12 protein-coding genes and 1 tRNA gene are annotated in these 15,312 nt (G+C 72.5%); 8 read left to right on the forward strand and 5 right to left on the reverse strand.

The window, feature by feature from the left end; all coding sequences use genetic code 11:
• Positions 1-27: 27 nt before the first annotated feature.
• On the reverse strand, positions 28-1,305 hold the full coding sequence (locus ACLQ26_RS01440) for an MFS transporter (RefSeq protein WP_425742737.1): 1,278 nt from the start codon (positions 1,303-1,305) through the stop codon (positions 28-30).
• The gene (locus ACLQ26_RS01445; RefSeq protein WP_425742738.1) at positions 1,302-2,651 is read right to left on the reverse strand and encodes a GH1 family beta-glucosidase; all 1,350 of its coding nucleotides are present in this window, start codon (positions 2,649-2,651) and stop codon (positions 1,302-1,304) included. Before ACLQ26_RS01445 ends, ACLQ26_RS01440 begins: the two co-directional genes overlap by 4 nt.
• 188 nt (positions 2,652-2,839) lie before the next feature.
• Between ACLQ26_RS01445 and ACLQ26_RS01450 the strand changes: the two genes are divergently transcribed.
• Entirely contained in the window at positions 2,840-3,286 is a 447-nt protein-coding gene (locus ACLQ26_RS01450; RefSeq protein ID WP_425742739.1) for an SRPBCC family protein, read from the forward strand.
• Positions 3,287-3,472: 186 nt separating this feature from the next.
• Here the strand turns inward: ACLQ26_RS01450 and aceE are convergent, their stop codons facing one another.
• On the reverse strand, positions 3,473-6,211 hold the full coding sequence (gene aceE, locus ACLQ26_RS01455) for a pyruvate dehydrogenase (acetyl-transferring), homodimeric type (protein ID WP_344364893.1): 2,739 nt from the start codon (positions 6,209-6,211) through the stop codon (positions 3,473-3,475).
• A 185-nt stretch (positions 6,212-6,396) separates the two neighbouring features.
• Between aceE and ACLQ26_RS01460 the strand changes: the two genes are divergently transcribed.
• Complete coding sequence (locus tag ACLQ26_RS01460) at positions 6,397-6,801, forward strand: secondary thiamine-phosphate synthase enzyme YjbQ (protein WP_425742740.1); 405 nt, start codon at positions 6,397-6,399, stop codon at positions 6,799-6,801.
• Between the two features lie 121 nt (positions 6,802-6,922).
• Here the strand turns inward: ACLQ26_RS01460 and ACLQ26_RS01465 are convergent, their stop codons facing one another.
• Together ACLQ26_RS01465 and ACLQ26_RS01470 are read right to left on the reverse strand one after the other, a co-directional pair.
• Complete coding sequence (locus tag ACLQ26_RS01465; RefSeq protein ID WP_425742741.1) at positions 6,923-8,572, reverse strand: alkaline phosphatase D family protein; 1,650 nt, start codon at positions 8,570-8,572, stop codon at positions 6,923-6,925.
• A 135-nt stretch (positions 8,573-8,707) separates the two neighbouring features.
• The gene (locus ACLQ26_RS01470; protein ID WP_425742742.1) at positions 8,708-9,490 is read right to left on the reverse strand and encodes a helix-turn-helix domain-containing protein; all 783 of its coding nucleotides are present in this window, start codon (positions 9,488-9,490) and stop codon (positions 8,708-8,710) included.
• A gap of 97 nt (positions 9,491-9,587) precedes the next feature.
• Here ACLQ26_RS01470 and ACLQ26_RS01475 point away from each other — a divergent pair, with 97 nt between their 5' ends.
• The 6 genes from ACLQ26_RS01475 (at position 9,588) to ACLQ26_RS01500 (ending at position 15,289) form a co-directional block, all read left to right on the forward strand.
• Positions 9,588-11,045 carry an MFS transporter gene (locus tag ACLQ26_RS01475; RefSeq protein WP_425742743.1) on the forward strand — a complete coding sequence of 486 codons (1,458 nt, stop codon included), beginning with the start codon at positions 9,588-9,590 and terminating at the stop codon, positions 11,043-11,045.
• Between the two features lie 110 nt (positions 11,046-11,155).
• Positions 11,156-11,560 carry a MarR family winged helix-turn-helix transcriptional regulator gene (locus ACLQ26_RS01480; RefSeq protein ID WP_425743124.1) on the forward strand — a complete coding sequence of 135 codons (405 nt, stop codon included), beginning with the start codon at positions 11,156-11,158 and terminating at the stop codon, positions 11,558-11,560.
• A 51-nt stretch (positions 11,561-11,611) separates the two neighbouring features.
• Positions 11,612-14,038: a thiamine pyrophosphate-dependent enzyme gene (locus tag ACLQ26_RS01485; RefSeq protein WP_425742744.1), complete on the forward strand. Its 2,427-nt coding sequence runs from the start codon at positions 11,612-11,614 to the stop codon at positions 14,036-14,038.
• 112 nt (positions 14,039-14,150) lie between these two features.
• Positions 14,151-14,588: a DUF3052 domain-containing protein gene (locus ACLQ26_RS01490; protein ID WP_007463483.1), complete on the forward strand. Its 438-nt coding sequence runs from the start codon at positions 14,151-14,153 to the stop codon at positions 14,586-14,588.
• A gap of 87 nt (positions 14,589-14,675) precedes the next feature.
• Positions 14,676-15,143 (forward strand): peroxiredoxin, encoded by a 468-nt coding sequence (locus ACLQ26_RS01495; RefSeq protein ID WP_425742745.1) that lies wholly within the window; start codon positions 14,676-14,678, stop codon positions 15,141-15,143.
• Between the two features lie 74 nt (positions 15,144-15,217).
• Positions 15,218-15,289, forward strand: a tRNA-Val gene (locus ACLQ26_RS01500).
• Positions 15,290-15,312: the final 23 nt, after the last annotated feature.

A 15,312-nucleotide genomic window follows, 5' to 3' on the forward strand; every position in this document is an offset into this window, starting at 1 on the left:
TGACGGTCGAGTGGATTCGCACACGCCCTAGGCGACCGAGCGGATCTTGACGACCAGGGCGCTGCCCACCAGGGTGACCACGGCGGTGACCGCGTAGAGCGTCGGGTAGCCGCCCAGGTGGACGACGAGCGGGGCGGAGAGCGCCGGGCCGAGCACCTGCGGCGCCGAGTTGGCAATGTTGATCACGCCGAGGTCCTTGGCGCGGTCGGTGGCCCGGGGCAGCACCTGGGTGATCAGGGCGGCGTCCACCGAGAGGTAGACGCCGTAGCCGGCGCCGAGCAGCAGGGCGGCGACGATCGCCATCGGCCAGACCGGCGCGACGGCGAGCAGCAGCGCCGCCACCGCCATGATCAGGCCGGAGACGATCACGTACACCTTGCGCCGCCCGGAGCGGTCCGACAGCCGCCCGGAGACCACTGCGGTAAGCATCATGCCGAGCGTGTAGAGCAGGATCAGCACCAGCAGGCCGCCCTCGGGGTCGGGGTGGTGCACCCCGTCGGTGAGGAAGTACAGCAGGTAGAGGGTGCCCAGCGCGTTGCCGAGCTGGACCAGGAACCGGGTGATCCACGCCCAGGCGAAGTCGGGGTGTTGGCGCGGGCTGATCCACATCGAGGCGAACAGCGCCCGCGCCCGCAGCGCCGGGCGGTGCGCACGCGGAAGTCGATCGTCGGGGGTGAGCAGCGCGAACGGCAGCGACAGCGCCAGGACGGCCACCGCCATGGCCACGTAGCCGGCGGCGTTGCCGGTGACGACGGCGGTGACCAGCACCGCGCCGAGCACCAGCCCGAGCGCCTGTGGGATGCCCACCCAGCCGGAGACCGCGCCGCGCTGCACCACCGGAACCCGGTCCGGGATGGCGGCGGTGAGGCTGGCCAGCATCGCGTTGAAGCAGACCTGGGCGGCGACCCAACCGATGGCGACCCCGAGGATGGTCCGCTGCTGGGCGAGCAGCACCAGCGCCGCCGCGCCGAGCACCGCGCCGCCGGCGGTCCAGACGTGTCGACGACCGAACTCCCGGCCGAGGATCCGCAGGCAGGTCCGGTCGGACAGCGCGCCCGCCAGGGGGTTGGCCAGTACCGCGGCCAACGCGCCGAGGCCGGTGACCACGGCCAGCATGGTCTCCTTGTCGCCGGGCGCGATCCGCTCGATCTGCTGCGGCAGCAGCACCTGGATCGGGGTGAAGAACGCCATCCACACGCCGAGATTGGCCGCGAAGACCAGACCGATCCAGCCGCGCCGCACCGGCACGGTCGGCTCGGCGAGCGCCGCCGGCAGCGACGCCGGCGTCGGGTCGAGGGTGGTCACCGCGCCGACCCCGGCGCGTTGGCCGCGAGCACGTCCCGCAGCCAGGTGTACGACGATTTCGGCGTACGCCGCTGGGTGGTGTAGTCGACGTGCACCAGACCGAAGCGCTTGGTGAACCCCTCGGCCCACTCCCAGTTGTCCAGCAGCGACCAGACGAAGTACCCGCGCACGTCCACCCCGTCGTCGATGGCGGCCCGGAGCGCCCGCAGGTGCCCGTCGAGGTACGCGATCCGGTCCGGGTCGGCCACCTGCCCGTGCGCGTCCGGCACGTCGTCGTACGCGCAGCCGCCCTCGGTGATCTCGATGGGCGGCAGCGCGTCGCCGTACGTGTCGCGGAGCCAACCGAGCAGTTCGCGCAGCCCGTCGGGGGCGACCGGCCAGTCGAAGGCGGTACGCGGGTAGCCGTCCAGCGGCACCAGGTCGAACGGCAGCGGCGAGCCCTCCTCGGCGGCCCGTACGCCCGTGGGGTTGTAGTAGTTGACCCCGAGCACGTCGATCGGTGCGGCGATGGTGTCGAGGTCGCCGGGGTGGATGACGCCCGGGTCGAAGCCGGGTATCTCCGGGTAGCCGCGGCCGAGCAGCGGGTCGGTGAAGAGGCGGTTGTGCAGCGCCTCGTACGCGGCTCCCGCGGCTCGGTCGGCGTCGCTGTCGCCGAGCACCCGCACCGGCGAGTAGTTGTTGGCGATCGCCACCGGGCTGGCCGTTCGGCCGCGCAGCGCGGCGACCGCGAGCCCGTGTCCGAGCAGTTGGTGGTGGGCGACTCCGAAGGCGTCGAAGAGCAGCATCTGGCCGGGGGCGTGCACGCCCATCCCGTAGCCGAGGCTCATGTGGATGAACGGCTCGTTGAGGGTGATCCAGAGCTTGACCCGGTCGCCGAGGCGGGCGGCGGTGAGCTCGGCGTAGTCGGCGAAGCTGGCGGCGGTGTCGCGGTTGAGCCAGCCGCCTGTGTCCTCGAGGGGCTGGGGCAGGTCCCAGTGGTACAGGGTGGCCACCGGGTCGATGCCGGCGGCCAGCAGGTCGTCGACCAGGCGGTCGTAGAAGTCCAGGCCGGTGGCGTTGGCCGGGCCGCTGCCGCTGGGCTGCACCCGGGGCCAGGCGATGGAGAACCGGTACGCGGAGACGCCCAGACCGGCCAGCAGCGCCACGTCCTCGGGGTGTCGGTGGTAGTGGTCGCACGCGATCTCGCCGCTGCTGCCGTCGCTGATCCGGCCGGGGGAGCGCGCGAAGGTGTCCCAGATGGACGGTCCGCGTCCGCCCGCGGTGACGGCGCCCTCGATCTGGTGGGCGGACGTGGAGACGCCCCAGCGGAAGCCGGCGGGGAACTCGGGCATCGGTGCGGTCGACATGCGCCCTCCCGGTCAACGTGAAACGTGTTCGGGACTCTAGGGCGCTGTCGATGAATGCGCCATAGGCCGGGTTGGCGCAATCCGCAATGGTTGATCGGCGTGTCTTTTTCCCAACCCGTCCGTGTAAGTCCGATTTAGCGCATAGAGTGCCGATATCGTGGGATGTCCTCACTGGAGGAAAGACGGAAATGATCCTCGTGGAACGCAGTGCGCACGTGGTGGCGCCGGTGGAAGTGGTCTGGGACGTCGTACAGCGGGCTGAGCAGTTACCGGCCTGGCTGGCGGGGGTTCGCGCGGCCGAAGTGCTCTCCGGAGAGGGCTTCGGGCGACGGCAACTGGTCCAGGCGGGGCGCGGCTCGGCGCATGAGGCCGAGGTGATCGCCTATCAGGAGCCGACACTCATCGGCTGGCGAGAACGGGCCAAGGGTGCCGGTGCCCGTGCGGAGGCGCGCACCGAGATCTACGTCCAACTCACCGAGGACGAGGAGGAGGGCGGGACGGTCGTGCGGCTCATCGTGGTCCGCTGGCCGGCCGGCCCGGTCAAGGCGGCCCTGCTGCGGCTGGGCCTGCGTCGGGTCGGCGCCGACCTGGAGGACTCGCTCGCCCGGCTTACCGACCTGGCCGCCGTCGGCTGACGAGCGCTCCGCTCCCGACGTCACCCGCCCCGGCGGTGGTCCCGGGCCTCCGCCAGGGGCCCCGGAGCGCCGCCGCTCCCCTCTCACCCGCCGTCCGCCCGGTCGGTCGGGCCGGGGAGCGAGGGTGCGGGTGCACCAAAAAGGGCCCGGCGCGGGTGCGCCGGGCCCTTTCTCGATCCTCTGGGGTCAGCTGTCCCCGCCGGTCTCACCGACCGGCGCGGCGTTGACGTCGTCGATCGCGTACTTCTTGGCGGCCTCGGCCGGCACGCTTGCCGGCACCGCGCCGCTGCGGGCGAGCTGCCGCAGCGTCGCCACCACGATCGACTCGGCGTCGACGTGGAAGTGGCGGCGCAGCGCGTGCCGGGTGTCCGACATCCCGAAGCCGTCGGTGCCCAGCGACGTGTAGTCGCCGGGTACCCAGCGGGCGATCAGGTCCGGTACGGCGCGCATCCAGTCGCTGACCGCGACCTTCGGCCCGTCCGCGTCGGCCAGCTTCTGCGCGATGTACGGCACCTTGGCCTCGGCGCCCGGGTTGAGCAGGTTGTACTCCTCGGTCTCCACCGCGTCGCGACGCAGCTCGGTCCAGGAGGTCACCGACCAGACGTCGGCGGCCACCCCCCAGTCCTGGGCGAGCAGCTGCTGGGCCTTGAGCGCCCACTGCATGCCCGTGCCGGAGGCGAGGACGTTTGCCTTCGGGCCGTCGACCTGCGGTGCCGGGGAGTAGCGGTAGATGCCCTTGAGCAGGCCCTCCACGTCCACCCCGGCCGGCTCGGCCGGCTGGAGGATCGGCTCGTTGTAGACCGTCAGGTAGTAGAAGACGTTCTCCTGCGCGTCCCCGTACATCCGGTGCAGGCCGGCTTCCATGATGTGCGCGATCTCGAAGGAGAACGCCGGGTCGTACGCGACCACCGCCGGGTTGGTGGCGGCGAGCAGCAGCGAGTGGCCGTCCTCGTGCTGGAGGCCCTCACCGTTGAGCGTCGTCCGGCCGGCGGTGGCGCCGAGCAGGAAGCCCCGCGCCATCTGGTCGGCCGCCGCCCACAGCCCGTCGGCGGTCCGCTGGAACCCGAACATCGAGTAGAAGATGTACATGGGGATCATCGGCTCGTCGTGGGTGGCGTACGCCGAACCCGCGGCGGTGAACGAGGCGACCGAACCGGCCTCGTTGATGCCCTCGTGCAGGATCTGCCCGGTCGTCGACTCCTTGTACGACAGGAACAGCTCCCGGTCGACAGAGGTGTAGCGCTGCCCGTGCGGGGAGTAGATCTTCGCGGTCGGGAAGATCGAGTCGAGGCCGAAGGTGCGGGCCTCGTCCGGGATGATCGGCACCCAGCGCTTGCCGAACTCCTTGTCCTTCATGATGTCCTTGAGCAGGCGGACGAAGGCCATCGTGGTGGCCACCTTCTGCTTGCCCGAGCCGCGCTTGACGTCGGCGAACCGCTCCGGACCGGGGATGGCCAGCCGCTTGGTGCTGGTCCGCCGCGACGGCAGGTAACCGCCGAGCTGCTCGCGGCGCTCCTTCAGGTACGCCAGCTCCTCGGACTTCTCACCCGGGTGGTAGTACGGCGGCAGGTAGGGGTTGTCCTCCAGCGCCTTGTCCGGGATGTCCAGGTAGAGGCGGTCGCGGAAGGTCTTCAAGTCCTCAAGCGTCAGCTTCTTCATCTGGTGGGTCGCGTTGCGGCCCTCGAAGTGCGAGCCGAGCGTCCAGCCCTTGATCGTCTTCGCCAGGATGACAGTCGGCTGACCGGTGTGCTCGGTGGCCGCCTTGTAGGCCGCGTAGAGCTTGCGGTAGTCGTGCCCACCCCGCTTGAGGTTCCAGATCTCGTCGTCGCTCAGCGGCTCGACCATCTTGCGGGTCCGGGCGTCCCGGCCGAAGAAGTGCTCCCGCACGTACGCGCCGGACTCGGCCTTGTAGGTCTGGTAGTCACCGTCGGTCGTGGTGTTCATGAGGTTGACAAGCGCGCCGTCGGTGTCCGCCGCGAGCAGCGGGTCCCACTCACGGCCCCAGACCACCTTGATCACATTCCAGCCGGCGCCCCGGAAGAACGACTCCAGCTCCTGCATGACCTTGCCGTTGCCCCGGACCGGGCCGTCCAGCCGCTGGAGGTTGCAGTTGATCACGAAGGTGAGGTTGTCCAGCTCCTCGCGGGCGGCCACACCGATCGCGCCAAGCGTCTCGGGCTCGTCCATCTCGCCGTCGCCGAGGAACGCCCACACGTGCTGCTGCGAGGTGTCCTTGATGCCGCGGTGCTGCAGGTACCTGTTGAACCGGGCCTGGTAGATCGCGTTCAGACCGCCGAGGCCCATCGAGACGGTGGGGAACTCCCAGAAGTCCGACATCAGCCGAGGGTGCGGGTACGACGGCAGCCCGCCGCCCGGGTGCGACAGCTCCTGGCGGAACCCGTCGAGCTGGTGCTCGCTGAGCCGCCCCTCCAGGAACGCCCGCGCGTACATGCCGGGCGAGGCGTGACCCTGGTAGTAGATCTGGTCGCCACCGCCCGGGTGGTTCTTGCCCCGGAAGAAGTGGTTGAAGCCCACCTCGTAGAGCGACGCCGAGCTGGCGAAGGTGGAGATGTGCCCGCCGACGCCGATCTCCGGGCGCTGCGCCCGGTGCACGAGCATCGCGGCGTTCCACCGGACGTACGCCCGGATGCGCCGCTCGACGTGCTCGTCACCCGGGAACCAGGGTTCCTGCTCCGGGGGGATGGTGTTGATGTAGTCGGTGGTGGTCAGGGGCGGAACCCCGACCTGGCGCTCGCGGGCCCGCTCCAGCAGGCGCAGCATGACGTAGCGGGCGCGTTTGGCGCCGCGCTCGTCGATGACACCGTCAAGCGACTCGACCCATTCGCTTGTCTCTTCAGGGTCGATGTCCGGAAGCTGGCTCGGTAGGCCGTCGCTGATCACCGGGCGCTTGCGTTCCGTAGCCACAGGCGTTCCCTCGGTTGTGTGTGGGATAGGTCTCTAGCGCCATCCTGCCCCCTGGTGGCACCCGTCGTCACGTCTAGGTCCCCCGGACGCGATGCTGAACACAGGTACCCGCCAGTAACTTAGTGCGACGGCCCTTCTTTCCCCACGTGCCGAGGCACCCGTGCCACTGCGGCAGAATGCGACGTATGCGCAGTGACGTGATCACCGTCCAGACCGGGTCCCGGCCGGCCGTCCGGGACATCACCGCCGAGGCCCAGAGCTTCGTCTCCGGCGAGGGAGACGGCCTGCTGCACGTCTTCGTGCCGCACGCCACCGCCGGCCTGGCGATCATCGAGACCGGCTCGGGCTCCGACGACGACCTGCTCACCGCCCTCGACGCGCTGCTGCCCACCGACGGCCGCTGGCGGCACCGGCACGGCTCGCCCGGCCACGGCCGCGATCACGTGCTGTCGGCCTTCGTCCCGCCGTACGCGACGCTGCCGGTGCTCGACGGACGGCTGGCCCTGGGCACCTGGCAGTCCATCTGCCTGGTCGACACCAACGGCGACAACCCCACCCGTCAGGTCCGCTTCTCCTTCCTCCCCGCCTGACCGCCGCCTGGGCGGTGTCCCGCTTCAAGATCCGCTCAACATCCCCGAAAGTGCTGCCTCAGCGCGTGCCGAGGCAGCACTTTCCCTGATGATGCGCGGATCTTGAGGCGTTCGGCGGGGGTTAGGGACGGACGGTTTCCTGCTGGACGGTCTGCTGGCCCGGGTCCGCGTAGGGCGCAGCGCTGCGGGCCGCCGACGGGACCGGGTTGTCCGCCGTCTGGTGCAGGCCGGGCACGCGGTCCTCGATCACGAACGACGCCCTGGTGTACGCGGGCGCGTCCGGTCGGCTGACGTACGGCAGCACGTCGAAGTCGGCGCTGAGCTGCCCCGGGGTGATCGTGGTCCGCACGTACCCCCGCAGGTTGTTCTGGAAGCGCAGGTGCGGATTGAACGCGAACCACGGGTGCGAGCCGGACGCCGAGTCCGCGCCGTCGCCCGTCGAGGTGATCGAGGAGCAGACCAGCTCGGTGCCGACGGTGCGCGAGGTCGGGTCGGCGTAGTCCAGCTTGAGGTCGCTGGCCCAGTGCGCGTGCACGTCGCCGGTCAGCACCACCGGGTTGCGGACCCCGGCGGCGAGCCAGCCTCGGGTGATCCGGTCCCGGGAGGCCACGTAGCCGTCCCAGGCGTCCATGCTGGTGACGGTCAGCGGGCCGGCGTTGTTGTCCCGCTGGGCGAAGAAGACCTGCTGGCCCAGGATGTCCCACCGCGCGTCGGAGCGGCGGAAGCCGTCCAGCAGCCACGCCTCCTGCTCCGCGCCGGTGATCGAGCGGGCCGGATCGGAAGCTGCCGCGCAGTTCTGGTAGCCGTCGCCACAGGCCTGGTCGTCGCGGTACTGCCGGGTGTCGAGCATGTGGAACGTGGCCAGCCGCCCCCAGCGCACCCGCCGGTAGAGCTGCATGTCGATGCCGCGCGGAATCGAGGTCCGGCGCAACGGCATGTTCTCGTAGTACGCCTGGAACGCCGCCGCCCGCCGCGCGGGGAACTCCGGATCGGGTGCCTCCGGCACCTCGTCGGCCCAGTTGTTCTCCACCTCGTGGTCGTCGAACACCACCACCCAGGGCGCCACCGCGTGCGCCGCCTGAAGGTCGGCGTCGGTCTTGTACTGGGCGTGCCGCTGCCGGTAGTTGGCCAGCGTCCGGGTCTCCGGCCCCTCGTGGTCACGCGGGTTGCCACCCGGCACGGTGTACGTGTCCGGGGCGTACTCGTACTGGTAGTCACCCAGGTGCAGGATCAGCTCCGGCTCCGTCTCTGCCAACCGGCGGTAGGCGGTGAAGTAGCCGTGCTCGAACTGCGAGCAGGACGCGAAGCCCATCGCCAGAGCGGCGGGCATGCTCGACGGCGCGGGAGCGGTGCGGGTGCGCCCGACCGGCGAGATGTGCCGCTCGGCGCGGAACCTGTAGAAGTACTCCCGGCCCGGCAGGAGGCCGGCCAGTTCCACGTGGATGCTGTGCGCCGAGCGGGCACGGGCGACCGCGACGCCACGACGAACCACGTGCCGGAACCGCTCGTCGGCGGCCAACTCCCAGTGCACCGGCACGTCGCGGTCCGGCATGCCGCCGAGACCGTCCTCCGCGAGCGGCTGCGGCGCCAGGCGGGTCCACAGCACGACCCCGTCGTTGTCGGGGTCCCCTGATGCCACACCGAGGGTGAACGGGTAGGCCAGCGGCCGTCGGGCCACCGCCGCGCCGGCCGCCACCGGCAGCCCGGTGACCGCGCCGGCGGCGCCGAGGGCGGCGCCGGACAGCAGGATGGTACGTCGGGACAGCGACACGAAATCCTCCCCAGGTTCCGATTTCTCGTGACCTGGGGAGCCTCGCGAGCGTTGGTGGCCGGGAGGTGACGACGAGGGCCCCGGCTCGTCGCCGGCAGTGGAACACCACTCAGCATGATCGATGCGGCCCGGTGGTCAGCCCTCGGTGAGCAGTCGGCGCAGCTCGCCGGGCGGGTGGTCGAGGTGGGCGCGCAGCGTCCGGGTCAGGTGCGCCTGGTCGGCGAAGCCCAGCTCGGCCGCCAGCGCCGCCAGGCTGGGCGCGCCGTCGGCCAACCGGTCCAGGGCACGGCCCACCCGCAGGCGGTTGCGGTAGCGGGTCAGCGGCACCCCGACAAGCGCCTGAAACGACCGGCTCAACCGGTACGGGGAGACGCCGAGCGAGCGGGCCAGCGGCAGCAGCGCGTCGGCGTGCGGCCCGCCGTCGTGCAGCGCCGAGCGGGCGGCCTCCACCAGCGGCCGGTCCCGCTGCGGCGCGCCGGGGGCCGGGCCGGTGGCCGCGCCGACCAGCCGGACCAGCCGCTCGGCGGCGTCGAAGCCCGCCTCGCCCCGGCGCGCCGACCGCAGCAGCAGACGGTGCGCGAGGTCGAGCCGCGCGTCCAGGTGCACCACCGCCGGCGCCGGACGGCCGTCGAGCAGCTCCCGCCACAGCCGACGCGAGACGTGCACCGAGGTGCAGTCGTCGCCGCCCGCCGGGTGGGCGAACCGTTCGTCCTCGCCCGGCACCGTCAGGTAGCCCACCGTCGGATCGACGAACTCCTCCCCGCCGCGACCGAGTCGACGGAAGCCGCCGCGGCGGGCCAGCACGATGGCGTACGCGGTCGCCGGCTCCGGGCGCGACCAGCCGGTGTGGTCGTCGCGGCAGCGCACGGCGTGGACCGCGAAATCCGGCTCGCGCACGAGCGTGCGGCTGCTGCGCATGTCCGTCAGCGTAGGCGGGCACCCCGACAGGAGACCGTCCCGCCGAGCCGCAAGGATCGTCAAGACGGGTGGCCCCGACGGCGGCAGGGTGACCGGCATGACGACCACAACCACCCCGGGCCGCCGTGCGCCGCTCGTCGTGCTGCTGGCCGGGCAGGCGATGGCCTCGATGGACACCTCGATCGCGGCGGTCGCCGCCCCCACGATCCGATCGGACCTCGCCGGCCCGCCGGCGCTGGCCCAGCTGGTGCTGGCCGGCTACACGCTGGCGTTCGCGGTGCTGGTGGTCACCGGTGCCCGCCTCGGAGCCCGGTACGGGCCGGTCCGGATCTTCCTCCTCGGCCTGGCCGGGTTCACCGTCGCCTCGCTGGCCTGCGGTCTCGCCCCCGGACCGGTGGCGCTGGTCGCCGCGCGGGTCGTGCAGGGCACAACCGCCGCGCTGATGGTGCCGCAGGTCCTCGCGTTGATCCAGGCGACGTACGTGGGCGCGGCCCGGGGACGGGCGCTCGGGGCGTACTCGATGATCTTGGCTCTCGGGGTCGCGGCCGGGCAGGTGGCCGGCGGGCTGCTGGTGACGCTGGACGCCGGCGGGCTGGCCTGGCGGACCGCGTTCCTGGTCAACGTGCCGGTCGGCGCGGTGCTGCTGGTGCTCGGGCGGCGGGTGCTGGCCGCCGTGCCGGTGCCGCCGGCCCGGCCCGCCGCGCTCGACCTGCCGGGGGTGCTGCTGCTGTCCGCCGCGATGCTCGCCCTGGTCGCGCCGGCGGTGCTCGGTCGGGACCTGGACTGGCCCGGCTGGGCGGTGCCGACCGGGGTGGCGGCGGGCGCGGTCGGGCTCGGGCTCTTCCTGCGCCACGAGGGCCGCCTGACCCGGCGCGGCGGCGTGCCGCTGCTGGACGTGACAGTGCTGGCACGAGCCGGCGTACCGGCCGGCCTGCTCGCCGCCTGCCTGGTCATGGGCTGCTACGCGGGCTTCCTGTTCACCCTCACCGTGCGGTTGCAGGACGGGCTCGGCTTCTCCGCGCTCTCCGCCGGCCTGGCCTTCCTGCCGTACGCCGGCGGGTTCGCGCTCTGCGGGCTGGCGGTGCCCCGGCTGCCCGGCCGGCTCCGCGACGCGCTGCCGCTGCTCGGCCCGCCGGTGCTGGCGGCCGTGGTGCTGGTGGTCGCGGTACTGACCCGGCACGGCTGGCCGTGGCTGCCCGGCAGCCTGCTGCTGGTCGTCGGTGGCGCCGCCCACGCCGGCGGCTTCAGCCCACTCGTCGACCGGCTCGCGACGGCGCTGCCCGCCAGCGCGGCGGCGGCGTTCTCCGCGCTGATCTCCACCGGCACCCTGCTCGCCGCGGTGCTCGGGGTGGCCGTGATCGGTGGCCTCCAACTGGCACTGCCGGGGAGCCCGGCCGCTGCCGCGCTGACGGCCGTTCTGCTGCTGGCCGCCCCGACCGCCGCCGGCTGGTGCGCCCGTGGCCTTCGTCCCGCACCGCCTGCCGACCCGTCGCCGACCGTCAGTTCCGCTTGGTCCGCCGCCCACCCGCCCGGTGTGACTGAACCTGGTCGCTGAGCTGGTCGGCCCGGTTGCTGCGTACGATTGTGGCCGTGGCGCAGGAGGTCGGTTCCGGAGCAGATGGACCAGTCGACCGTGCTGACCTGGCCGCCGACGTGGTGCGCCGGATGGCTCACGTGACCGCCGCGCTGCGGCACCGGCAGGATTCCGCGTTCGCCGAGCTGGGGCTCACGCCGGCGGCCGCGCGGGCGCTGCACGAGCTGGACCCGGACCGCCCGTCGCCGGCCCGCGACCTGGCCGAGCGGTTGGGCTGCGACAGGTCGAACGTGACGGCGCTTGTCGACAAGCTGGAGCAGGCCGGGCTGGTCGAGCGCCGCACCGACCCGGCCGACCGCCGGCAGAAGACGTTGGTCGTGACCGGTCCGGGCCGGGACGTACGGGCCGGTGTGACCGAGGTGATGTCCGACTCCCGACTCCTGGCCGGTCTGACCGACGAGCAGCTGCGCACCCTTCGTGACCTGGTGTGGAAGGTGTCCGACGACGGCCGCCCGGAGCAGTGCGACGGGCGGTGAGTCGGCGCGCCGTTGCCGTGTCCCACTGGGCGACCAGGGCTTGCGTCGGTAATGCTGTGCGACGTGACCACCCCGCAAGATCTCGACGACCGCTTCCGGGAGACGTTGGCGGCACTCCCCGCCGCGCAGCGGCGGCGTGACCCCGCCGACCCGGTCACCGACGACGCCCCGCTGACCGGCGCCGAGCTGCTGGACCTGTTCGACGCGCAGGTGACAAGCCGGCAGCTCGACCTGGCCGGCCGCTGGCTGCGGAGCTTCGGGGAGGGCTTCTACACGATCGGCTCGGCCGGGCACGAGGGCAACGCGGTGGTCGCCGCCGCGCTGCGCCCGACCGACCCGGCGCTGCTGCACTACCGCTCCGGGGCCTTCTACTGCGTCCGGGCCGCCCAGGTGGCAGCCGACCCGGCGTCGTCCGCCGCCGACGCCGCCGCGTCCGCCGCCGAGCCGGTGTCGGCCGCCGAAGCCGAGCCGGCCGGGTCCGCGCCACCCGCCGGGGGTTTCGCGGCGTACGCGCAGGCGGCCCGGGACGTGCTGCGCGGGATGGTCGCCTCCAGTGAGGAGCCGATCGCCGGCGGCCGGCACAAGGTGTTCGGCCGTGCCGACCTGGCGATCGTGCCGACCACCTCCACGATCGCCTCGCACCTGCCCCGCGCGGTCGGGATGGGGCTGGCCGTGGAGCGGCTGCGCCGGCTGGACACCGTCGGGCGGCGTGCCGGGGCCGGGGTGCGGGTCGGCAGCGGGGCCGGCGCGGCGCACGCCCCCTGGCCGCCGGACGCCATAGTGGTCTGCTCGTTCGGCGACGCGTCGGTCAACCACGCCAGCGCCACCGCCGCCTTCAACACCGCCGGCTGGTACGACCACGCCGGGCTGCGCATCCCCGTGCTCTTCGTCTGCGAGGACAACGGGCTGGGGATCAGCGTCCGCTCGCCGGAGGGCTGGGTCGAGGCGACCCTGCGCGCCAAGCCGGGCATCCGCTACCTCAGCGCCGACGGGGCCGACCCGGTGCGGGCGTACGAGGTGGCGCGGGAGGCCGCCGCTTGGGTACGCCGGCACCGGCGGCCCGCCGTGCTGCACCTGCGCACGGTCCGGCTGATGGGTCACGCCGGCGCGGACGCGGAGTCGGCGTACCGCAGCCCCGCCGAGCTGGCCGAGGACCTCCAGGACGATCCGGTCGCCGCCACCGCCCGACTGCTCGTCGAGGCAGGGGTGGCGACTGTCGACGAGCTGCTGGCCCGGTACGACGAGACCGGCTGGCAGGTCCGCCGGATCGCCGAGGAGGTGCTGGCCGAGCCGAAGCTGGCCTCCGCCGCCGACGTGGTGTCGGCGCTGGCGCCCCGCCGCCCGGTGCGGGTGGCGCGGGCGGTGGCCGACGCGGCGGCACGGGCCAGCGGGGCGGGCTCGGCGGCGCGAGAGGAGTCGTTCGGGGGTAAACCGCCGGAGCTGGCCGGCCCGCTCACCCTGGCGCAGAGCATCAACGCGGCGCTCGCCGACGGACTGCTCGACCACCCCCAGATGGCCGTCTTCGGTGAAGACGTGGCAGCCAAGGGCGGCGTGTACGGGGTGACGAAGGGCCTACGGGACCGGTTCGGGGCGGCACGGGTCTTCGACACCCTGCTCGACGAGACGTCGGTGCTCGGGCTGGGCCTCGGCGCCGGGTTGGCCGGGATGCTGCCGGTGCCGGAGATCCAGTACCTGGCGTACCTGCACAACGCCGAGGACCAACTGCGCGGCGAGGCCGCCACCATGCAGTTCTTCTCGCGGGGCGCCTTCCGCAACCCGATGGTCGTCCGGGTGCCCGGGCTGGCGTACCAGGAGGGTTTCGGGGGGCACTTCCACAACGACAATTCGGTGGCCGTACTCCGGGATGTGCCGGGTCTGGTGGTCGCGGTGCCGGCGCGGCCGGACGACGCCGCGCCCATGCTGCGGACCTGTCTGGCGAGCGCCGCGGTGGACGGCAGCGTGGTCGTTTTTCTGGAGCCGATCGCGCTCTACCACACGCGCGACCTGTACACGGAGGGTGACGGGGAGTGGCTGGCCGGCTACCCGGAGCCCGGCTCGTGGGTGGCCGGGCACGTGCCGATCGGTCGCGCGCGGGTCTACCGGGTCGGCTCGTCCGACGACCTGACCATCATCACCTTCGGTAACGGGGTGCGGATGTCGCTGAGGGCCGCGGCAGTCCTCGCCGAGGAGGGGGTGGGCACCCGCGTGGTGGACCTGCGCTGGCTGGCGCCCCTGCCGGTGGCCGACATCATCAGGGAGTCCTCGGCCACCGGCCGGGTGCTTGTGGTGGACGAGACACGCCGGTCGGGCGGGGTCGGCGAGGGGGTGATCGCCGCACTTGTCGACGCCGGATATGTGGGTGCCGCGCGACGGGTGGCCGGAGTTGACTCGTTTGTACCATTAGGCCCGGCAGCGCATCACGTACTGGTCTCCCCGGAAGCCATTACCGACGGTGCCCGTACGCTGCTGGCACGGTAAATTCCGTTGCACCCGGTGCGCCACTTGCGCGCAGAGGCACAACTGTGTGGACTTTGCCTGACGGCGTCGGTCCGACGCCGCGAGCAGGGACGAGATGAGGAGGCACGCGACAGTGAGCGCGACCGCTGGTCAGGCCGCCGACGGGGTACGCAGCCTGGCGGACCGGTTCGGCATCGAACCGGGGATGGTCGTCATGGAGATGGGGTACGACGATGACGTCGACCAGGATCTCCGGGACGCCCTGACCGACCGCTGTGGAGATCTGGTCGACGAGGACACCGACGAGGTGGTCGACGCCGTTCTGGTGTGGTACCGCGATGGCGACGGTGACCTCTTCGAGCTTCTCGTCGACGCCCTCGGCCCGCTGGCCGACAACGGGGTCGTGTGGCTGCTCACCCCGAAGGCGGGGCGTGACGGGCACGTCGAGCCGAGTGAGGTCGCGGAGTCCGCGCCCACCGCCGGCCTCCAGCAGACCTCGACCGTCAACGCCGGCCGGGACTGGAGCGGCGCCCGCCTGGTGCTGCGCCGTGGAGCCAAGGCCAAGAAGTAGCCCATCCGCTCCCCTCGCGCCCCGGCGGCCCGCGCCGCCGGGTGTGGCAGGCTGACGTCGTTCCCCGACTCGACCCGAGGAGTTCGCATGCCCATCGCGGTTGGCGCCGAGGCGCCGGACTTCGTGCTGAAGGACCAGAACAACCAGGAGGTCCGGTTGTCGGACTTCCGCGGCAGGCGCACCGTGCTGCTGGTCTTCTACCCACTCGCCTTCACCGGCACCTGCCAGGGCGAGCTGAGCGAGGTGCGCGACAACCTCGACGAGTACGTGAACGACGACGTCCAGGTGCTCACCGTCAGCGTCGACTCGGCCTACAGCCACAAGATCTGGGCCGAGCGGGAGGGCTACCAGTTCCCGATGCTTGCCGACTTCTGGCCGCACGGCGGCGTCGCCCAGGCGTACGGGGTCTTCAACGACGCGGCCGGCTTCGCCAACCGGGGCACCTTCGTCATCGACAAGGCCGGCGTCGTCCGCTTCGCCGAGCTGAACGGCCCCGGCGAGGCCCGCGACCAGCAGGGCTGGCGCAAGGCGATCGCCGACGCGACCGCCGGATAGGGGTACGCGTGCGGCCGGGTCGGCGGCGAACAGGTAGGCTTGCCAGCCACCGGCCCGCCGCACACGGGCGATCCGGGCGCGTAGCTCAGTGGGAGAGCACCCGCCTTACAAGCGGGGGGTCGCAGGTTCGAAACCTGCCGCGCCCACCCTTCACCAGCAGCTGTCACCG

The organism is Micromonospora sp. DT43 (assembly GCF_049841645.1).
In the GTDB taxonomy this organism is placed as follows: domain Bacteria; phylum Actinomycetota; class Actinomycetes; order Mycobacteriales; family Micromonosporaceae; genus Micromonospora.

Excerpts from the sequence above, each read along its gene's own strand:
- ACLQ26_RS01475 (WP_425742743.1), top strand. The coding sequence starts at position 9,588 with ATGACGACCACAACCACCCCGGGCCGCCGTGCGCCGCTCGTCGTGCTG.
- ACLQ26_RS01445 (WP_425742738.1), bottom strand. The coding sequence starts at position 2,651 with ATGTCGACCGCACCGATGCCCGAGTTCCCCGCCGGCTTCCGCTGGGGC.
- ACLQ26_RS01460 (WP_425742740.1), top strand. The coding sequence starts at position 6,397 with ATGCGCAGTGACGTGATCACCGTCCAGACCGGGTCCCGGCCGGCCGTC.
- ACLQ26_RS01480 (WP_425743124.1), top strand. The coding sequence starts at position 11,156 with ATGGCTCACGTGACCGCCGCGCTGCGGCACCGGCAGGATTCCGCGTTC.
- ACLQ26_RS01485 (WP_425742744.1), top strand. The coding sequence starts at position 11,612 with ATGCTGTGCGACGTGACCACCCCGCAAGATCTCGACGACCGCTTCCGG.
- ACLQ26_RS01495 (WP_425742745.1), top strand. The coding sequence starts at position 14,676 with ATGCCCATCGCGGTTGGCGCCGAGGCGCCGGACTTCGTGCTGAAGGAC.
- ACLQ26_RS01470 (WP_425742742.1), bottom strand. The coding sequence starts at position 9,490 with ATGCGCAGCAGCCGCACGCTCGTGCGCGAGCCGGATTTCGCGGTCCAC.
- ACLQ26_RS01450 (WP_425742739.1), top strand. The coding sequence starts at position 2,840 with ATGATCCTCGTGGAACGCAGTGCGCACGTGGTGGCGCCGGTGGAAGTG.